The 14,982-nt window shown below is 66.1% G+C and carries 16 protein-coding genes and 1 pseudogene; 7 read left to right on the forward strand and 10 right to left on the reverse strand.

Going from position 1 to position 14,982, the window contains the following annotated elements:
• Nucleotides 1–96: 96 nt before the first annotated feature.
• The gene (locus OCH239_RS21700; protein ID WP_051489437.1) at nt 97–471 is read right to left on the reverse strand and encodes a hypothetical protein; all 375 of its coding nucleotides are present in this window, start codon (nt 469–471) and stop codon (nt 97–99) included.
• Between the two features lie 225 nt (nt 472–696).
• Between OCH239_RS21700 and OCH239_RS12060 the strand changes: the two genes are divergently transcribed.
• Complete coding sequence (locus tag OCH239_RS12060) at nt 697–2,136, forward strand: sensor histidine kinase (RefSeq protein WP_211241984.1); 1,440 nt, start codon at nt 697–699, stop codon at nt 2,134–2,136.
• Nucleotides 2,133–2,774 carry a response regulator gene (locus tag OCH239_RS12065; protein WP_037262896.1) on the forward strand — a complete coding sequence of 214 codons (642 nt, stop codon included), beginning with the start codon at nt 2,133–2,135 and terminating at the stop codon, nt 2,772–2,774. The genes OCH239_RS12060 and OCH239_RS12065 overlap by 4 nt, the downstream gene beginning before the upstream one ends.
• A gap of 198 nt (nt 2,775–2,972) precedes the next feature.
• Here the strand turns inward: OCH239_RS12065 and OCH239_RS23100 are convergent, their stop codons facing one another.
• The 9 genes and pseudogenes from OCH239_RS23100 to OCH239_RS12100 all read right to left on the reverse strand — a co-directional run bounded on the left by OCH239_RS23100 (nt 2,973) and on the right by OCH239_RS12100 (nt 10,792).
• Complete coding sequence (locus OCH239_RS23100) at nt 2,973–3,206, reverse strand: hypothetical protein (protein WP_037262899.1); 234 nt, start codon at nt 3,204–3,206, stop codon at nt 2,973–2,975.
• Complete coding sequence (locus tag OCH239_RS22665; protein ID WP_157577859.1) at nt 3,207–3,365, reverse strand: hypothetical protein; 159 nt, start codon at nt 3,363–3,365, stop codon at nt 3,207–3,209.
• A complete protein-coding gene (locus OCH239_RS23745) occupies nt 3,362–3,493 on the reverse strand; it encodes a hypothetical protein (RefSeq protein WP_280110916.1) in 132 nt (43 codons plus the stop codon). The genes OCH239_RS22665 and OCH239_RS23745 overlap by 4 nt, the downstream gene beginning before the upstream one ends.
• 241 nt (nt 3,494–3,734) lie before the next feature.
• On the reverse strand, nt 3,735–4,430 hold the full coding sequence (locus OCH239_RS12075; RefSeq protein ID WP_037262902.1) for a Crp/Fnr family transcriptional regulator: 696 nt from the start codon (nt 4,428–4,430) through the stop codon (nt 3,735–3,737).
• Complete coding sequence (locus OCH239_RS23105; RefSeq protein WP_051489439.1) at nt 4,427–5,410, reverse strand: cytochrome c family protein; 984 nt, start codon at nt 5,408–5,410, stop codon at nt 4,427–4,429. The genes OCH239_RS12075 and OCH239_RS23105 overlap by 4 nt, the downstream gene beginning before the upstream one ends.
• Nucleotides 5,407–5,928, reverse strand: a complete 522-nt coding sequence (locus OCH239_RS12085; RefSeq protein WP_037262904.1) for a (2Fe-2S)-binding protein — start codon at nt 5,926–5,928, stop codon at nt 5,407–5,409. The genes OCH239_RS23105 and OCH239_RS12085 overlap by 4 nt, the downstream gene beginning before the upstream one ends.
• Complete coding sequence (locus tag OCH239_RS12090; RefSeq protein WP_084782404.1) at nt 5,925–8,741, reverse strand: xanthine dehydrogenase family protein molybdopterin-binding subunit; 2,817 nt, start codon at nt 8,739–8,741, stop codon at nt 5,925–5,927. Before OCH239_RS12090 ends, OCH239_RS12085 begins: the two co-directional genes overlap by 4 nt.
• A gap of 809 nt (nt 8,742–9,550) precedes the next feature.
• Nucleotides 9,551–10,067: pseudogene (locus tag OCH239_RS22085) on the reverse strand (transposase); the annotation flags it as partial.
• A 26-nt stretch (nt 10,068–10,093) separates the two neighbouring features.
• The gene (locus tag OCH239_RS12100) at nt 10,094–10,792 is read right to left on the reverse strand and encodes a FadR/GntR family transcriptional regulator (RefSeq protein WP_037262908.1); all 699 of its coding nucleotides are present in this window, start codon (nt 10,790–10,792) and stop codon (nt 10,094–10,096) included.
• A 158-nt stretch (nt 10,793–10,950) separates the two neighbouring features.
• On the opposite strand from OCH239_RS12100, the gene OCH239_RS12105 reads away from it, so the two are divergent.
• The 5 genes from OCH239_RS12105 to OCH239_RS12125 form a co-directional block, all read left to right on the forward strand.
• Entirely contained in the window at nt 10,951–11,742 is a 792-nt protein-coding gene (locus OCH239_RS12105) for an ABC transporter substrate-binding protein (protein WP_037262910.1), read from the forward strand.
• A 57-nt stretch (nt 11,743–11,799) separates the two neighbouring features.
• The gene (locus tag OCH239_RS12110) at nt 11,800–12,471 is read left to right on the forward strand and encodes an amino acid ABC transporter permease (RefSeq protein WP_037262912.1); all 672 of its coding nucleotides are present in this window, start codon (nt 11,800–11,802) and stop codon (nt 12,469–12,471) included.
• Nucleotides 12,471–13,208: an amino acid ABC transporter ATP-binding protein gene (locus tag OCH239_RS12115; RefSeq protein ID WP_037262914.1), complete on the forward strand. Its 738-nt coding sequence runs from the start codon at nt 12,471–12,473 to the stop codon at nt 13,206–13,208. Before OCH239_RS12110 ends, OCH239_RS12115 begins: the two co-directional genes overlap by 1 nt.
• Nucleotides 13,209–13,228: 20 nt before the next feature.
• The gene (locus OCH239_RS12120; protein WP_037262916.1) at nt 13,229–14,488 is read left to right on the forward strand and encodes a cysteine desulfurase-like protein; all 1,260 of its coding nucleotides are present in this window, start codon (nt 13,229–13,231) and stop codon (nt 14,486–14,488) included.
• 90 nt (nt 14,489–14,578) lie between these two features.
• Nucleotides 14,579–14,982: YceI family protein (locus OCH239_RS12125; protein WP_162149994.1), on the forward strand; the 404-nt coding region annotated here is incomplete at its 3' end.

Below are 14,982 nucleotides of genomic sequence, written 5' to 3' on the forward strand. Positions count from 1 at the left end.
CCCCGCGGGCCGCGTGTCCCTGTCGTGGGAGTGGGCCGCGGTATCGGCAATCGGCCCCCATCCCTGATGTGCTGAGGACGGGGCCGGAGAGGGTGGTCAGGTGTGGTTCGGGCCATCGTCGCGTCCGCGGCCCTTTCCACCCTTGCGGCCGCCCTTGTCGTCGCCATGCGCGTCGTCTGTGCCACGGCCCTTGCCGCCCTTGCGACCGCCCTTGTCGTCACCGGGTCCGTCGTCGCGTCCACGGCCCTTTCCGCCTTTCCGGCCGCCCTTGTCATCGTTCACGTCATGGCTTGGGCCGTCATCGGCGCCGCGGCCGCGGCGGACCTTGACGATCTGGGCATCGCCCCCCGCGGGCAGCTCGAAGCCGGGCAGCGCGGGGTGCGGCGCTGCGAGGGCGGCGTCAGGGGCAAGAGCCAGCGTGAAGGCGGTCAGGATTGCGGCACTGAAGCCGGTTCGAAGATTGATGGTCATGGGGTGGTCCTCCGTTGGGCCGAGGCTCGTTTGCCAGGGCTGGACCCATCTGGCACAGCCGCTTCGGCCAAGGCGACCGGGTCCGGACCCCTGCCGCCTGACGCCGGACCTGCGGACGCGCATCGTCCGACCAAGCGCCGGAAAAGCTTCCGACCTTGGTCCGATGAGGCTTGATTTCGAACGCGCTCCACCGCCTTGTGGCAGGGTGACATCGGGATGACGGACGTGGCGACGACAGAGCAGGATTTCGCCCCGGCGCGCAGTGCCAACACCGCCCCGTCGCTCGCGCGGTGGTTGGCGGCACGGCCGCTTCATCACCGTTTCGCGATGGCGGGCAGCTTTGTCACGCTTCTCGGCATGGCCGTGATCGGCTCCCTCGTCAGCACGAGCATCGAGACCAGCGTCGTCCGCAATTCCGCCATCTCCAGCGCCGTCTACATGGAGAGCTTCATCGCACCGATGTCGCAGGAACTTGCCGGTTCGGAACGGCTCTCGCCCGAGACCGTCGCGCGCATGGACACTCTCCTGAAACAGCCGCCGCTGTCGGAGCGCGTGGTCTCCGTGAAAATATGGCGGCCGAACGGCTTGCTCGCCTTCAGCAGCGACGAGGACATGATCGGCAAGACCTTCCCGCCGAGCGAAGAGCTGATGGAGGCCTGGCGGGGCGAGCTCAATGCGTCCTTCGACGAGCTCGAAGGCGCCGAAAGCCTGCGCGAACGCCAGTCCGGGGTACCGCTGCTCGAGGTCTACAACCCGATCCACTCCATCCTCACCGGCCAGATCATCGCCGTGGCGGAATTCTACCTCGATGCGACCGAACTCGAGGCGGACCTGCGGGCCGCTCATACCCGCGCCTGGACCGTCGTGGCGCTGGTGACCGGCATGACCTTCCTTGCGCTGTTCGGCATCGTCCGCTCCGGCAGCCGTACGATTGAGGACCAGACCCGCCGGCTCACCGCGCAGCTGTCGGAACTCGCGCGCATCTCAGCCCAGAACGAGGCGCTTCGGACGCGGGTCGAGGGCGCTTCGCAACGTGTGAGCGAGACCAACGAGCGGTACATGCGCCGGGTCAGCGCCGAGTTGCACGACGGTCCGGCACAAGCGCTGGCGCTGGCCTCCCTCCGGCTCGACGCCCTGATGCGCCGTGCCGGCGTCGCCCCGGGCGATCCCGAGGCGCAGATGCTGCGCGACTGCCTCGGCGAGGCCCTGAGAGACGTGCGCGACCTTTGCAGCGGGCTGACACTGCCGGAACTCGACGGGCTATCCGTGGCGGACACGCTCGAGATCGCCATCCGGGCCCACGAGCGGCGGACCGGCGTTGCTGTCGACCGCGCGTTCCGCCCCGGTCCCCTGATGGTAGTGCCCGCGCCGCATCCCTTCCTGATCTGCATCTACCGCGTCGTGCAGGAGGGGCTGATGAACGCCTTCCGCCACGCGCCGGGCGCGCGGGTCCGGGTCGCGGCAGGCACAGAGGCGGGTGGGGCCGTGATCGAGGTGCAGGACGACGGCCCCGGTTTCGACACCGCCAGCCGGGCGCCCGCCGGCCTCGGCCTTCCGGGGCTGCGGGAGCGGGTCGAAAGCATCGGGGGCAGCTTCGCCATCGAAAGCTCGCCCACGGGCGGCACGAGGCTCACCATGACCCTGCACATGGACGCGCCCCGGTGACTGCAAGGATCCACATCGTCGTTGCCGACGACCACCCGCTCTTTCGCGGCGGTGTCGTCCTGACCCTGCAGGAACACGGCGGCTTCACCGTCGTCGCGCAGGCGGGCACTGCCGAGGAGGCCGTCGCCGCCGTCGAGGCGCACATGCCCGAAATCGTCCTGCTCGACATCTCCATGCCGGGATCGGGCCTCACCGCCGCGTCGGAGATCGCGCGGCGCTTTCCAGCCGTCGCCATCGTGATGCTGACCGCGTCCGAGGCCGACGACGACCTGCTGACCGCCCTGAAGGTGGGCGCCCGGGGCTATGCGCTCAAGGGCGTCGGCGAGGACGAACTGACCGGCATCCTGCAGAGCGTGGCCGGAGGCGCATCCTACGTCCCGCCTGCGCTTGCCGGCCGCGTTCTCGCGGCGCTTCAAGACCGGCGTGGCGCCACTTTGCCCGAGGTCGAGGAACTGACGGATCGCGAGGCGGAAATCCTGCGCCATGTCGCCCAGGGCCAGAGCAACAAGGAAATCGCCCGTGCGCTCGACCTGCAGGAAAAGACGATCAAGCACTACATGACCAACATCCTGCAGAAGCTGCAGGTGCGAAACCGCGTCGAAGCCGCACTGAAGGCACGAGACCTTGGCTTGTCATGAGGGCGGCAGCCAAGGCTGATGGTCGGCATTCCAAGTCGCGGCAGTGTGGATGGTCCCGGCGGCGGGCCAACCTGTTCGAACAATCACGGCGAACCAACAGGACCAGCTGGTCCACGTCAGGCATCTCGCGGATATCGACGCTGGTCAGCGCCGCGAGCCCGGCGATGATGTTGAGAAAGTTCAAGGCGATCCCGAGGATCAGCGTTGCCACGAAGGTGCCGGCGAAACCGGCCTTGTGCGCACCTTTCTCGAAACTGATGCGCCCGGCCCCTCGCTGGAGGCTGCCGCGACCTGAGATCCCTCGCGCAGCTTCGATGCGCCCTCGGTCACGACTTGCACGCCGGGGCGCGCGTCGGTTTCGATCCAGACCTGATCGCCGTCGCGGTAGCGGTTGGCAACGGCCAGGCGCCCGGCGGCGCCGTTCTCGGCCACTCAGATGCCCGCGCCGGAGCGGTCCCACGTGATCGCCGTGGCGGGCACGATCGGAAGGGGCGCAGTCTTCTCGCTCATGCGGATGGTGTAGGTCATGCCCGACAGAAGCAGTCCATCGGCCTTGTCGATCTCCGCCTCCACGGTGGCGCTGCGCGTCACGCTGTCGAGGGGCCGACGAAGGCGGTGACCCGGCCTTCGAAGACCCGCCCGGCATAGGTCGGCTTCGTCACGAGAACCCGCTTGCCCTCGGCCTGCAACCCGATGGAGCGCTTATCAGCAATGGGCAAAGTCGTTCTGCCGCCCTGAGCATGCCCAAAGAGATCAGGTTCCGGTTAATGCAAATAGCGGCCAAGCAGCGCCCGGTGCCCCATTCGAACATTCGCCCGGTCGAATATGAACCGCTCCCGCGTGGGCTCGACGTGACCCAATTCCGGACTACAATTAACGGTTGAGCAGGCCCCCCTGAACGGTCGGCCCTCTCGGTCCCGACATCTGTCAGGCGCGCCGCGCCCGCGAGCCGCTCCGGTGTCAGCCGCTCTTGCGCACCGCGTCATTGCGAAAGTCGGACCCCAGATCGTCGAGTGACGGGTTTGGTTCGAGAATGACGACCTGTCCCTTGGAAACGTCGATGATCCCCTCCGACCGCAGGCGCCCCAGAGCCTTGTTCACGCTCTGGCGCGAGCAACCGAGGATTTCGGCCAGTTCCCTTTGATTGGCACGGACCCGGTCCCGTCCGTCGCAAATGGTGCGCAGGCGCAGGAAAAGCCTCTGCTCGAGCGAGCCGTGCTGATCCAGCGCCTTGACCGCGTTGTCATGCGCCAACCGGCCGCGGAACACCGAGGCGACATTGCGGATGAAGACCGGCGCGCGCAGGAACTCGTAAACCACCGCAGTGGGGCAGAACAGCAGCGTCGCGAGCGGCTGACTGCGGCACCGCGCGATGCAGGTCTGGTCCGAGATGCACTCGATCTCGCCCACAGTCTCACCCGGTCCGACATGTGCCAGCAGCGTCTGCTCTCCGCGTTCCCCGATCAGCACCACGTCGACGCGCCCATGCGCCACCATGAACAGCCCCGGCGACACCATGCCCTGTTCCAGCAGCACCTCGGGACATTCGAAGGTCCGCTTTTCGCACCGGTTCAGGAACGCCGCCTTGTCCTCCCCGGGGAGGTCCGAGAGGATCCGCGCTTTCAGCAAGTGTGGAAAGGCCACTGCATTCTTCATGGAACAGATCCCTCCTCCAGGTACGAGCGGATCTCGCGAATATTGCAGAACGGCTTTGTCGAATCGGCGCAACAGGACCGAACCGCCGCGACGGAGGCGCCGTAGACCTCTTCCCATGCCTCTTCCGAAAGCCCGAAATAGGGCGGCATGGCATGGCTGAGCGGATAGCTCTTCGCAGCCTCATCGCCCCCCGGGGCCGGCGCGCCGGTCATCCAGGAAGCGAGCTGGCCGCAGGAGCCGGGTTTCCCCGCGGAAGCGGCCGGCGGGGCCAGAAACCCGGTACCGATCCGGTGGCAGCCGAGGCAGGTGTTGTCGCGCGGCTGCATTTCGTGGGTCGGCCAGCCGGCAAAGCCGAAGCCCGCATCCACATGCGCGTAGGGCCCGAGCGGGTTCGTCGGCACGTGGTCCCAGACCTGTCCCACGAAGGGTGAATACATGAACGGATCGTTGTCGTGGCAGCTGCCGCACTCTTCCGCAACGACGGTTTCGGGCGGCTCCCAGAAGCCCTCGCCATCCGGACCCGTCGGAGACGGGACCGCCGCGCCGAGGACCGGCGCCGCCTTGGTGTTCACGGCCTGGAACCAGCAGGTCGCGCCGGTGGCGGGGTTGTGCGCGATCACGTCGATCTCGTCGAACTCCGGGCTGTCGGCACTGCGCAGGCGCTTCTGGCGGCACATGACCGAAACCTGCGCCGTCTCCGTCGAGAGGTTCAGGATGCGGGAGAACGGCACGCATTGCCCGTCCGAGCCCGGCCCGTTGTCGAGCAGCCCCGGCCGGTCGCAGGTCTCGGGCGCGCGGTCGGTGATCTCCATGCCGTCGATGGTGATCGGGATGGTCACGCCGTCGGCGCAGTCGAAACCCGGGATCGGCGCAATGGCGGCGGCGCAGGCGGCGCCATAGACCTCGTGCGGGGACTGGGCGCTTGCCGGCGGCGCGAGGACGGCCAGCGCCAGGGCGATGGCTAACGCGACGGGTCTCATAGCTCGATCGCCTCCCCCGCATTGACAGCTTCGGCCAGCGAGCGCAGCGCCTCGAAATAGCGCACGTAGCCGGTGCAGCGGCAGATATGGCTGCCGATGGCCTCCATCATCGCGGCCTCGAGCTCTTGAGGCGGGACCGGCCGCGCCTGCAGATCGCTCAGGAACATCCGCGCCGCCATGACAAATCCCGGCGCGCAATAGCCGCACTGAAAGGCGAACTGGTCGAGAAAGGCCTGCTGCACCGGATCGGGCCTGCCGTCGCGGGCGACGCTCTCAATGGTCGAGACCCGCGTTCCGTCGAGCGTCGAAAGCGCGGTGGAGCAGCTGATCACAGGCGTCGCGGCCGGGCTCGGCGGCTTCACCACCTGCACAGTGCAGGCGCGACACACGCCGATGCCGCAGCAGAGCTTGGTGCCGGTCAGGTTCAGCTCGTCATGCAGGAAATCGAGCAGCGTCTCGTGGCCGCGGGATTGGGGCAACTCGTAGCCCATGCCGTTGACGGTGAAGCGGATGGTCATTTCGCAAGCCCCCCGAGGATCTTGTCCGGCGTGATCGGCAGCGAGGCGAAGCGGATGCCGGTGGCATCGCGCAGGGCGTTCGAGATCGCGGGCGGGATCGAGCACATCACCGCCTCGGCGATGCCGCGTCCGACCCGGGGGCTTCCCGGCGGCTGGGGCACCGTGATCAGCTCCTGCGCCCGTGCGCCCGGCGCGTAGCGATCGCCCGGGGGCACGTCGCCTGCGCGCGCCACGTGGTAGCGATCGAGGTTCCAGCGCCCGTCGGCAGGCCCCTCCATGCCCGGCGGCATGTCCTCGAGCAGGGTGTAGCCGATCGCCATCGCGACGCCGCCCTGGCTCTGACCCGAGACCATCTGCGGGACGTGGATATGCCCGGCATTGAGCACGCTCAGCACGTTCTCCACCTGCACATGTCCGCTCGCCCGGTCGAGCGTCAGGCCGACCACGTTGACGCAAGGCGCCCAGACATAGCGCGAATAGCGCGCGGTCTCGGGCGTGGGATAGCTGCCGTTGCGCCGCGGGATCGGCTGCGGCGCGGTCTTGGCTCCGTGATAATAGGCCAGCCCGTCCAGCTGCAGCCGCAACGCGCCGCCGGGGGTGTCGAAATCGGCCTCGACCCAGGAATTCTGGAAATAGGCGTGGCCGAGGGCCCCGGTCGGCAGGCCCATCTCGTGCACCGCCTTTGCCAGTGCCGCCAGCGTCAGCGGTGCGCTGCCCGCGCCGACGGGGCGCAGCGCGCCTGCCTCCCAGATCACGTCCTCTGCCGAAAGCGGCCCCACACCCCAGAGCTGTGCCGCCGCGACCAGCAGCGAGCCCCGCAACAGCGCCTGCGCCGTCTGTTGCACGGTGTTGACCTGATGCAGCGCGGTCAGGCAGGCCGAGGACGAGCCGGTGCCCTTCTGGGTCCACATCGGATCATCCCAGCGGTCCGGGCTCGCGCTGTCATCGCTCAGCCCGGTCTCCGCAAAGAGCGTGTAACCGCCCATATCGACGCGCGTGGCATTGGCCCCGAGGATCGGTCCGATGGTCACCCCTAGCGTGGTGGCCGAACCGTTGCCCATGTCCACCGCATCGGACTGCACGGTCAGCGTGCCGTCGCGCCCCAGATGCACCGCCGCGACCATGCCGTCGCCCGAGGTGCCGTAGGCCTGAAGCGACATGGCGAGCCCGGTGCCGTAGGTCCGGCCCTCGGCTTCGTGCGCGGCCCGGATCTCGGCGCGCTCGGCCCAGAGCGGGTGGGCTTCGGCGGTGTCCAGCATCTCGGGCAGGTTCAGGCTCTGCTCGATGGGGCCGCCGGTCACGGTTGTGTCGCCCTCCGCGATCAGGTTGGCCCGGCGCAGCGCCATCTGGTCCCAGCCCTCAGCCGCGGCAAGATCGTCGAGCGCGGTCTCGATGGCGAAATAAGCCTGCGGACCGCCGAAGCCGCGCTGAGAACCGCCCGAGATATTTTCCGTGTGACGCGCCTCGGCGTGGATGTCGGCCACCGGGAGGCGGTAGCTGCCGCCCGCGCAGAGCGCCCCGAGCGAGGCGACGTAGGGCGACAGGTTGCGCCGCCCGCCGCCGTCGAACACCATCGAGAGCCGCACCGCCTCGAGCCGCATGTCGTCATGGGCATAGAGCGTGCCGTCCGCCGTGGTGGCGTGGCGCTTGAGCCCGACGCGGAACTGCTCGAACCGGTCATAGGCGAGCCGCACCGGGTTGCCGCCAGCAAAGGCCACCGCCAGCGCCAGCATCAGCGAGAACGGCGAGCTGTCGCGCCCGCCGAAGCCGCCGCCCGGATAGCAGCTGTGCAGCGTCACCTGGGCGAGGTCCGGGACCGGGGAGGCCTCGCTGCCGAACATGCTGGCGATGTTGCGCACGTCGCCGTCGGGGGACTGGGTGCCGAGCACCAGCTGCATCTCCTTGCTGGCCGGGTCGATCCAGGCAAGGCCGGCCTCGGGCTCCATGAACATCGGATCCATCGCCCGCATTTCGGCGCGGATCGGCTGGCGGATCAGATCGGTCGCCTCGTCCAGCGCCTGGCGGATGCGCGCCTGCACCTGCGGCGCCTCGCGGGCATACGTCTCGGAATCGGTGCCAGCATAATCGAACCCCGGATCCTTGACGTAGAGCGTGCGCGGATCGAACGGCTGATCCGGCAGGGGCGTGCCGTCCGGCCCTTCGCCGGGCCCGTAGCGCTGCACGATGCCGTCATCTGCGGCGAGAAAACGGCGCGCCGCGCGATAGGCCGCGAGGGTGTCGAAGAGCAAGAGCGCCACCGCCTGCCCGAGGAAGTTCGGGGTCCTGCCCGGCATCACCAGCAGATCGAAGCTCAGACCGTCCGGTAGGTTGAAGCTGCCGCCGGTGGCGGTGTTGCTCTGCTCTTCGGCCTTGATAGACAGCAGATGGTCCACATGCAGATCGCGATTGAATTCCACCGGCTTGTCGAAAAGCTTCGGATCGAGATCGCTGCCGAGGATGACCTTCGCGGGCTCCGCCTCGGATGGCAGGTGCGAAAGGTCGAGCCCAAGGAAGGCCTCTTTCGTCGTACGGGCGCGGAGGTACAGCGCGTGCCACTGGCGACCCGGCCAGCCCGCCATATCGCGGGCGCGAAAATCACGGGCATAGATCTTCTGCCCGGTGACCTTGGCAAGCCCCTCAATGCGCTGAACGGCCACCCCGGGCACCGGGCCGAGGGGCGTCGAGACAGCAGCACCCGCGCCCTGCCCCCGCCCCGGCAGCCCCAGCACGCTCAGCCCGATGACTCCGGACGCAGTTTTCAGAAAGCCGCGACGCGACATGAGCGCAGCTCGGCTGACCGGCGGGGAACTCATGTCCCTGTTCCTCTCCCTCGACACATCAGCTCGGAGCACGTCCCGTAGGACGCTCGAAATTGGCTCAAACTAATATGTTATGGGCGAGGGTGACCCCACGCAAAGCAACCGTCAAGTGCCGCGGCGCGGCGATGCGAGGTTTTTCACTGGCAGAGCGTCTGAAGCTCAGAGGCAGCTGTCAGGCGGGGACCGGCGCGGGCGCAGCCCCGAAGAACTGCACCCGACCCAGGGACCACGACGGCCCAGCACAAAAAAAACACACATTAACCCGATGCATCCACCATGCGGCAGATAACGCTCCTCTTCCGCGAGGAAAGAGGGTCGCCCGAGGGGCAGGCGTCCTATAAAATCTAAACGCCTGCCCTGAACGTAAGGATGAATTTTGGCGGGCTGCAGCCCGAAGCGGGAAAAATCTGCAGCGCCACCGAGAATAACCTACCTGCAATGAGGCGAAGGGAAATCTTGTGTCCTTCTTATTTTGGCAATCGATGTAATCACTCTACCCCACATCGCTGAGTCGATAACTCCGAAAGCTTTGGACATGTCCGCGGCTTGACATATGCTTTTTTAGGAATGTACTTGCAAAGACAACACTGCCCCAACCCCGGACTCGCAGGACCGAGATATATAACTGCCCTTTAATTCGCAGGCAACTCAGGCCCAATTACTTGCGACAAGGCAGCCGGGCAACATCCTATGTCATCGTACATGTGGCCATTATGCGAGAACCCGTTTTCGCTTTCTCTCTCACAGGGGCTTTGTTGTGCAAAAAAGGATGAAGGCTGCACTTCCCGTTTCCCCGGACGCATTTATCCCATGGGTTCGATGGCAGGTATTCCGAGCGCGGTGTAGCCGTTCAAAACCACGGCACGGACTTGGCGATCGAAGTCGCGCACCATGAGGCTTTCCCCAGTAGATTCACACAATGCATCTTCGTCTCGGCGCGGCTTCGGCGGTGGTATCCGCTCCATGGTCGCCAGATGGTGCGGCCAAGATATTTCGCGACGCGAAGGGCGCCGTTCCGGGCGATCGCGCCCGCGATCGAAGGCTTCCACGCCTTTTCGTTCTTGCGGGGCGGTATAACGGCATAGGCGCCGCGGTGACCGATCCGATCTCGGCGTCAGCCGGGATCTGATTCAGCAGCTCGGGAGGCATCGGCGCATCGCCGACCCGGCTCCCGGTGGGTCCAATGGCCCGGATTTCCAACGCCTGCTCGTCGACACTGATATGGATCGTGCGCCACAGGCGGCAATTCGCGCCACCATGCTTGCGGGCGTGGCACTCGCCTTCACCCTCCGCCTTGGAGCCAGGGTCGTCGATGCGAAGCTCTCAGGTCTCGATGCTCCGACCTCTCACGACGCGGCGATCCCCGCGCATCGGGACGTGTTCCGGATGTGCCGCTCCATCGCGGCTCTGGCGGCCGACGGATCCCGGAGACGGAGGCCTTCGAGGATGGCGCGATGTTCCGCGATCGAATCCTGCATCCTCACCACGGCGGTAATCGGGATCGGCACCCGCTGGCTTTCGGTGATCAGCGCATGCACCGACCGGTACATCTCTTGCAAGAGCGCGTTCGGGCAGGCCTGTGCGATCAGCTGGTGGAATTCGAGGTCCGCCTCGACATGTCCAACGAGGTCTCCGGAGCTCCATGCGCTTTCGAAAACCTCGGCCGCCTTTCCGATCCGGGCCAGCGCACCGTCCGTTACGGTCGGGGCCGCCAGCCGGCAGATCTCTCCCTCGATCATGATCCGGGTCTGAAAGACCTCCTGCATCGAGTATGTGCTTTCGTGACGCCACTGGCTCGCCTCGGGACGCGTGTTCTTGCCGGTCACGAACGTGCCGCGCGCCGGCAGCGTCCGGACAAGCCCGAGCGTCTCGAGCGTCAAGAGCGCCTCGCGCAGCGACGCCCGCGAAACACCCAGTTGCTCGGCCAGCACGCGCTGCGAGGGCAACTTGCTGTCCTGCGGGAACGCGCCTGAACGGATCATGTCCTGCAGCCGCTGCGAGGCGACAAGCGTGACTGGCTGCTTTTCGTCGGGATAGGGCGACATGGGGCCGTCTCTACGCGAGGTCATGGGATCGGGCCAAGGCGAATATCCGGGCGGAGAATTCTTGCGTCATGATCGATGCCGTGCTTGAGTGCGGTCAGACTGGTCTGACCGGTTTGGCCAGTCAATAACCAAACCCAATACCAACAGGGAAACCGAACATGCTCAGAAGAACCCTCCTCTCCTCCACCCTAGCTGCATCGGCTCTCATGGCGCTTGCCGGGGCCTCCGCCGCTCAGGACGCTCTGACAGTGGGCGCCAATGTCGGAAACGTGCCGTGGGAATTCCAGGACGAGTCCGGCGAGATCGTCGGCTTCGAGGTGGATCTCGTCAAGGCCGTCGCCGAGAAGCTCGGCCGAGAGGTGGAGATCGTGAACATCCCGTTCAACGGCCTCTTCTCCGCGGTCCAGTCAGGCCGGATCGACATCGCGACCTCGTCGATCACCATCACGGCTGAACGGCTTGAATCGGTCTCCTTCGCCCAGCCCTATTACGACAGCGACCAGTCCCTGACGGTCGCCTCCGGCGGACCCGCCTCGCTCGACGAGATGGACGGCAAGGTGGTCGGCGTCGACACCGGCTCCACCGGGGACATGTGGGCGACCGAGCACTCCGACGAATACGGGTTCTCCGAGATCCGGCGCTACGAAGGCCTGAACCCCGCGATGCTCGATCTCGCGGCCGGCCGGATCGACGGCTACATCTCGGACATCCCTGCCCTGCTCTACTACAGCAAGGACAAGCCGAACATCGAGGTCGCGCAGCGCATCGAGACCGGCGAGCAATATTCGATGATGTTCGCAAAGGATTCCGAACTCGCGTCCGAGGTCAACGACGTCATCACCGAACTCAAGGAAGACGGCACCGTCGCCGAACTTCACCAGAAGTGGTTTGGCGGGATGCCCGACGAAGGCACGTCGACCGCAACCGTTCTCGAGATGCCCGGCAACTGATCGACCCCGCCCCCGGTCCGCCGGTTGCGGCCGGACCGGGGGACATCGAGGAAATTCATGGATCTCTTCCAGACATTCTTCAACCTGGACGTGCTCGTGCGCACGTTCCCGATGCTCATCGAGGGCCTGTGGCTGACGCTCCAGCTTGGTGTGTCGAGCATCATCGCGGGCCTGATCCTCGGACTCGTCCTTTGCATGATCCGGCTCTACAGCCCCGCCGTCGTCCGGGTCCTGGCGCGGATCTATATCGACGTGTTCAGGTCGATCCCGCTGCTCGTGCTGCTGATCATCGTCTACTACGCCCTGCCCTTCGTGGGCATCCGGCTGTCGCCCTTCGCCTCCGCAATGACCGCGCTGACGCTGGTGTCGGGCGCCTACACGGCCGAGATCTTCCGCGCCGGGATCGAGGCGATCCCGAAGGGCCAGTTCGAAGCCTCCGCCGCGCTCGGTCTCAGCCATCGGCAGACGATGTTGGACGTGATCCTTCCGCAATCGATCCGGATGGTGATCCCGCCGCTGACGAACAACAGCATCAACGTGGTGAAGGACACCGCGCTGGCCTCGGTCGTCGCCATGCCCGACTTGCTCAAGCAGGCGACGCAGGCACAGGCGCTCGCGGCGAACCCCTCGCCGCTGATCGGGGCGGCGGCGATCTACCTCGCCTTCCTGCTTCCGGCGGTCCTTCTGGTGACGCGGCTCGAACGGCGCTTCAACCGGGGGAACGCGTGATGAGCGGATATGTCAGCATCCGGAACTTGCGGAAGTCATTCGGTACTTTCGAGGCCCTGCGGGGCATCGACCTCGATATCGGCCGTGGCGAGGTGGTTTGCGTGATCGGACCCTCGGGCTCGGGCAAGTCGACCCTCATCCGCTGCATCAACCGGCTCGAGCCATTCTCTGACGAGAGCGAGATCCGCGTCGACGACATTCCGGTGATCCCCGGCCGCAGCCTCGCCAAGGTGCGCGCCGAAGTCGGGATGGTGTTCCAGGCGTTCAACCTCTTTCCCCACCTCACCGTGCGGGAGAACGTCATGCTCGCGCCGCGCCGCGTCCGCGGCACCTCACGCGCAGACGCCTACAGGCAGGCCGAGATGCTGCTCGCACGGGTGGGCATACGCGAGCAGGCGGACAAGTATCCGTCGGGCCTCTCCGGCGGGCAGCAGCAGCGCGTTGCCATCGCCCGCGCGCTCGCCATGGAGCCGCAGGTCATGCTTTTCGACGAGCCGACCTCGGCGCTCGACCCCGAGATGGTCGGCGAGGTGCTGGACGTCATGAAGGACCTCGCCGGCACGGGCGTCACGATGATCGTCGTCACGCACGAGATGGGCTTTGCCCGCCAGGTCGCCGACCGGGTGATATTCATGGACAGCGGCGAGGTCATCGAGGCGGGACCGCCGGACGAGATATTCGCAAACCCAAAGGAAGCGCGGACGCAGAACTTCCTCAAGGCCGTGCTCCACCACTGACAGGACGAGAAGACGCAGCTATGGCTCAGACACACACCCCGCTCAACATGGATTTCGTGACCTCGCAGTTTCCGGCGCTCGGGAAGAAGTGGGTCTTCTTCGACAATGCCGGCGGCTCGCAGACCCTGCAGGGGGCCATCGACCGGATCGTAGAGTTCCTGACGACGCGCGACGTCCAGATCGGCGGCAGCTACGAGGTCTCGCAGGCCGCCGCCGAGGCGCTCCTGCGCGGGCGCAAGGCCGGGCAGACTCTGGTGAACGCGAGGCGGCTGGAAGAGATCGTCTTCGGCCCGAACACCACGGTGCTGATGCAGACGTTCGCCACGACGATGCGCGGGCAGCTTTCCCCAGGGGACGAGATCGTCGTCACCCATGCTGATCATGAGTCGAACATCGGCCCGTGGCGGCGGCTCGAGGAATTCGGCATCGTCATTAAGGTCTGGCCGTTCGACCAAGAGAGCATGTCGCTGAGGCTCGAGGATCTCGAACCGCTGATGACCGAGCGCACGAAGCTGGTCTGCGTGCACCACGTCTCGAACATCCTCGGGCAGATCAATCCGATCAAGGACTACGCTCGGTTCGTCCACGAGCACGGCGCGCGGATCTGCGTCGACGGTGTCGCCTACGCCCCGCATCGCGCCATCGACGTGCAGGACTGGGACGTCGATTACTACATCTTCAGCCTCTACAAGTGCTACGGGCCGCACGTCGCGATCATGTACGGCAAATATGAGCACCTCGCAGAGCTCGACGGCCTCTACCATTACTTTTACGGCAAGGACAAAGTCCCCGGGAAGCTGGAGCCGGGCAACGCCAATTACGAGCTCGCGTTCAGCACCGAGGGGGTGGTCGCCTATCTCGCCGAGCTTGGACAGCAGGCGGGCGCGACGGGATCCGAGCGCGAGAAGCTGGTCGCGGGGTTCGGTGCCATCGCCGAACAGGAACGCGCGCTGACGGACCGAACGCTCGCCTGGCTCAACGCGCGCAACGACGCCTACGTGATCGGCCGCCCGGACAATCCGGGCAACACGCGCGTGCCGACGATCGCCTTCCGCTTCGAAGGCCGGAACTCGGGCGAGATCGCGCGGGCGATGGACGATCACGGCATCGCGATCCGGTTCGGAGACTTCCACTCGCGCCGGCTGATCGAAGAGCTTGGCGAGAGCCACGACGACGGCGTCGTCCGCGTGTCCATGGTGCATTACAACACGGTCGAGCAGGTCGACCGTTTGACCCAGGCTCTTTCCGAGATTGCCTCCAGCAAGGAGCTCGCCTCCTAGCACGCTACGGCGCACACACGAATCTGTTTCGCGACATCGGCACGGATAAATTTATCTCTCCCGGTCAGATCCAACACCGGAGGTTTCTTCATGCGCGGACCTTTATTTATCCTCGGTCTCGTCTCTTTGCCCGCATTTGCGACTGCGGAACCCGAGCGCTACGAGCTCGATCCGGAGCACACGACCGTCGCCTTCACAGTGCAGCACGTCGGCTACGCGGCGACACTTGGGCTCTTCGCAGAGGTCGAAGGCGGTTTCGTCTACGACATGGAGACGCAGGAGCTGAGCGACGTCGAGGTAACGGTTGCGACAAGCAGCCTCGAGACCATGAACGATGCCCGCGATCAGCACGTGAGATCCGATGACTTCCTCGATGTGGAGGCTCACCCCCAGATGATCTTCGTCGCGGATAGTGGCGAGCCCTCGGGCGAGAGTACCGGCACCGTCGAGGGCGAGCTGACGCTTCTGGGCGAAACCCGCCCGCTCGTACTCGA

This window comes from Roseivivax halodurans JCM 10272 (assembly GCF_000521785.1).
GTDB lineage: Bacteria > Pseudomonadota > Alphaproteobacteria > Rhodobacterales > Rhodobacteraceae > Roseivivax > Roseivivax halodurans.

What these genes read in the sequence shown, in the direction of transcription:
- OCH239_RS12110 (WP_037262912.1), top strand. Translation starts at nt 11,800, where the DNA reads ATGGATCTCTTCCAGACATTCTTCAACCTGGACGTGCTCGTGCGCACG.
- OCH239_RS12085 (WP_037262904.1), bottom strand. Translation starts at nt 5,928, where the DNA reads ATGACCATCCGCTTCACCGTCAACGGCATGGGCTACGAGTTGCCCCAA.
- OCH239_RS12100 (WP_037262908.1), bottom strand. Translation starts at nt 10,792, where the DNA reads ATGTCGCCCTATCCCGACGAAAAGCAGCCAGTCACGCTTGTCGCCTCG.
- OCH239_RS12075 (WP_037262902.1), bottom strand. Translation starts at nt 4,430, where the DNA reads ATGAAGAATGCAGTGGCCTTTCCACACTTGCTGAAAGCGCGGATCCTC.
- OCH239_RS12090 (WP_084782404.1), bottom strand. Translation starts at nt 8,741, where the DNA reads ATGAGTTCCCCGCCGGTCAGCCGAGCTGCGCTCATGTCGCGTCGCGGC.
- OCH239_RS12105 (WP_037262910.1), top strand. Translation starts at nt 10,951, where the DNA reads ATGCTCAGAAGAACCCTCCTCTCCTCCACCCTAGCTGCATCGGCTCTC.
- OCH239_RS23105 (WP_051489439.1), bottom strand. Translation starts at nt 5,410, where the DNA reads ATGAGACCCGTCGCGTTAGCCATCGCCCTGGCGCTGGCCGTCCTCGCG.
- OCH239_RS12115 (WP_037262914.1), top strand. Translation starts at nt 12,471, where the DNA reads ATGAGCGGATATGTCAGCATCCGGAACTTGCGGAAGTCATTCGGTACT.
- OCH239_RS12120 (WP_037262916.1), top strand. Translation starts at nt 13,229, where the DNA reads ATGGCTCAGACACACACCCCGCTCAACATGGATTTCGTGACCTCGCAG.
- OCH239_RS21700 (WP_051489437.1), bottom strand. Translation starts at nt 471, where the DNA reads ATGACCATCAATCTTCGAACCGGCTTCAGTGCCGCAATCCTGACCGCC.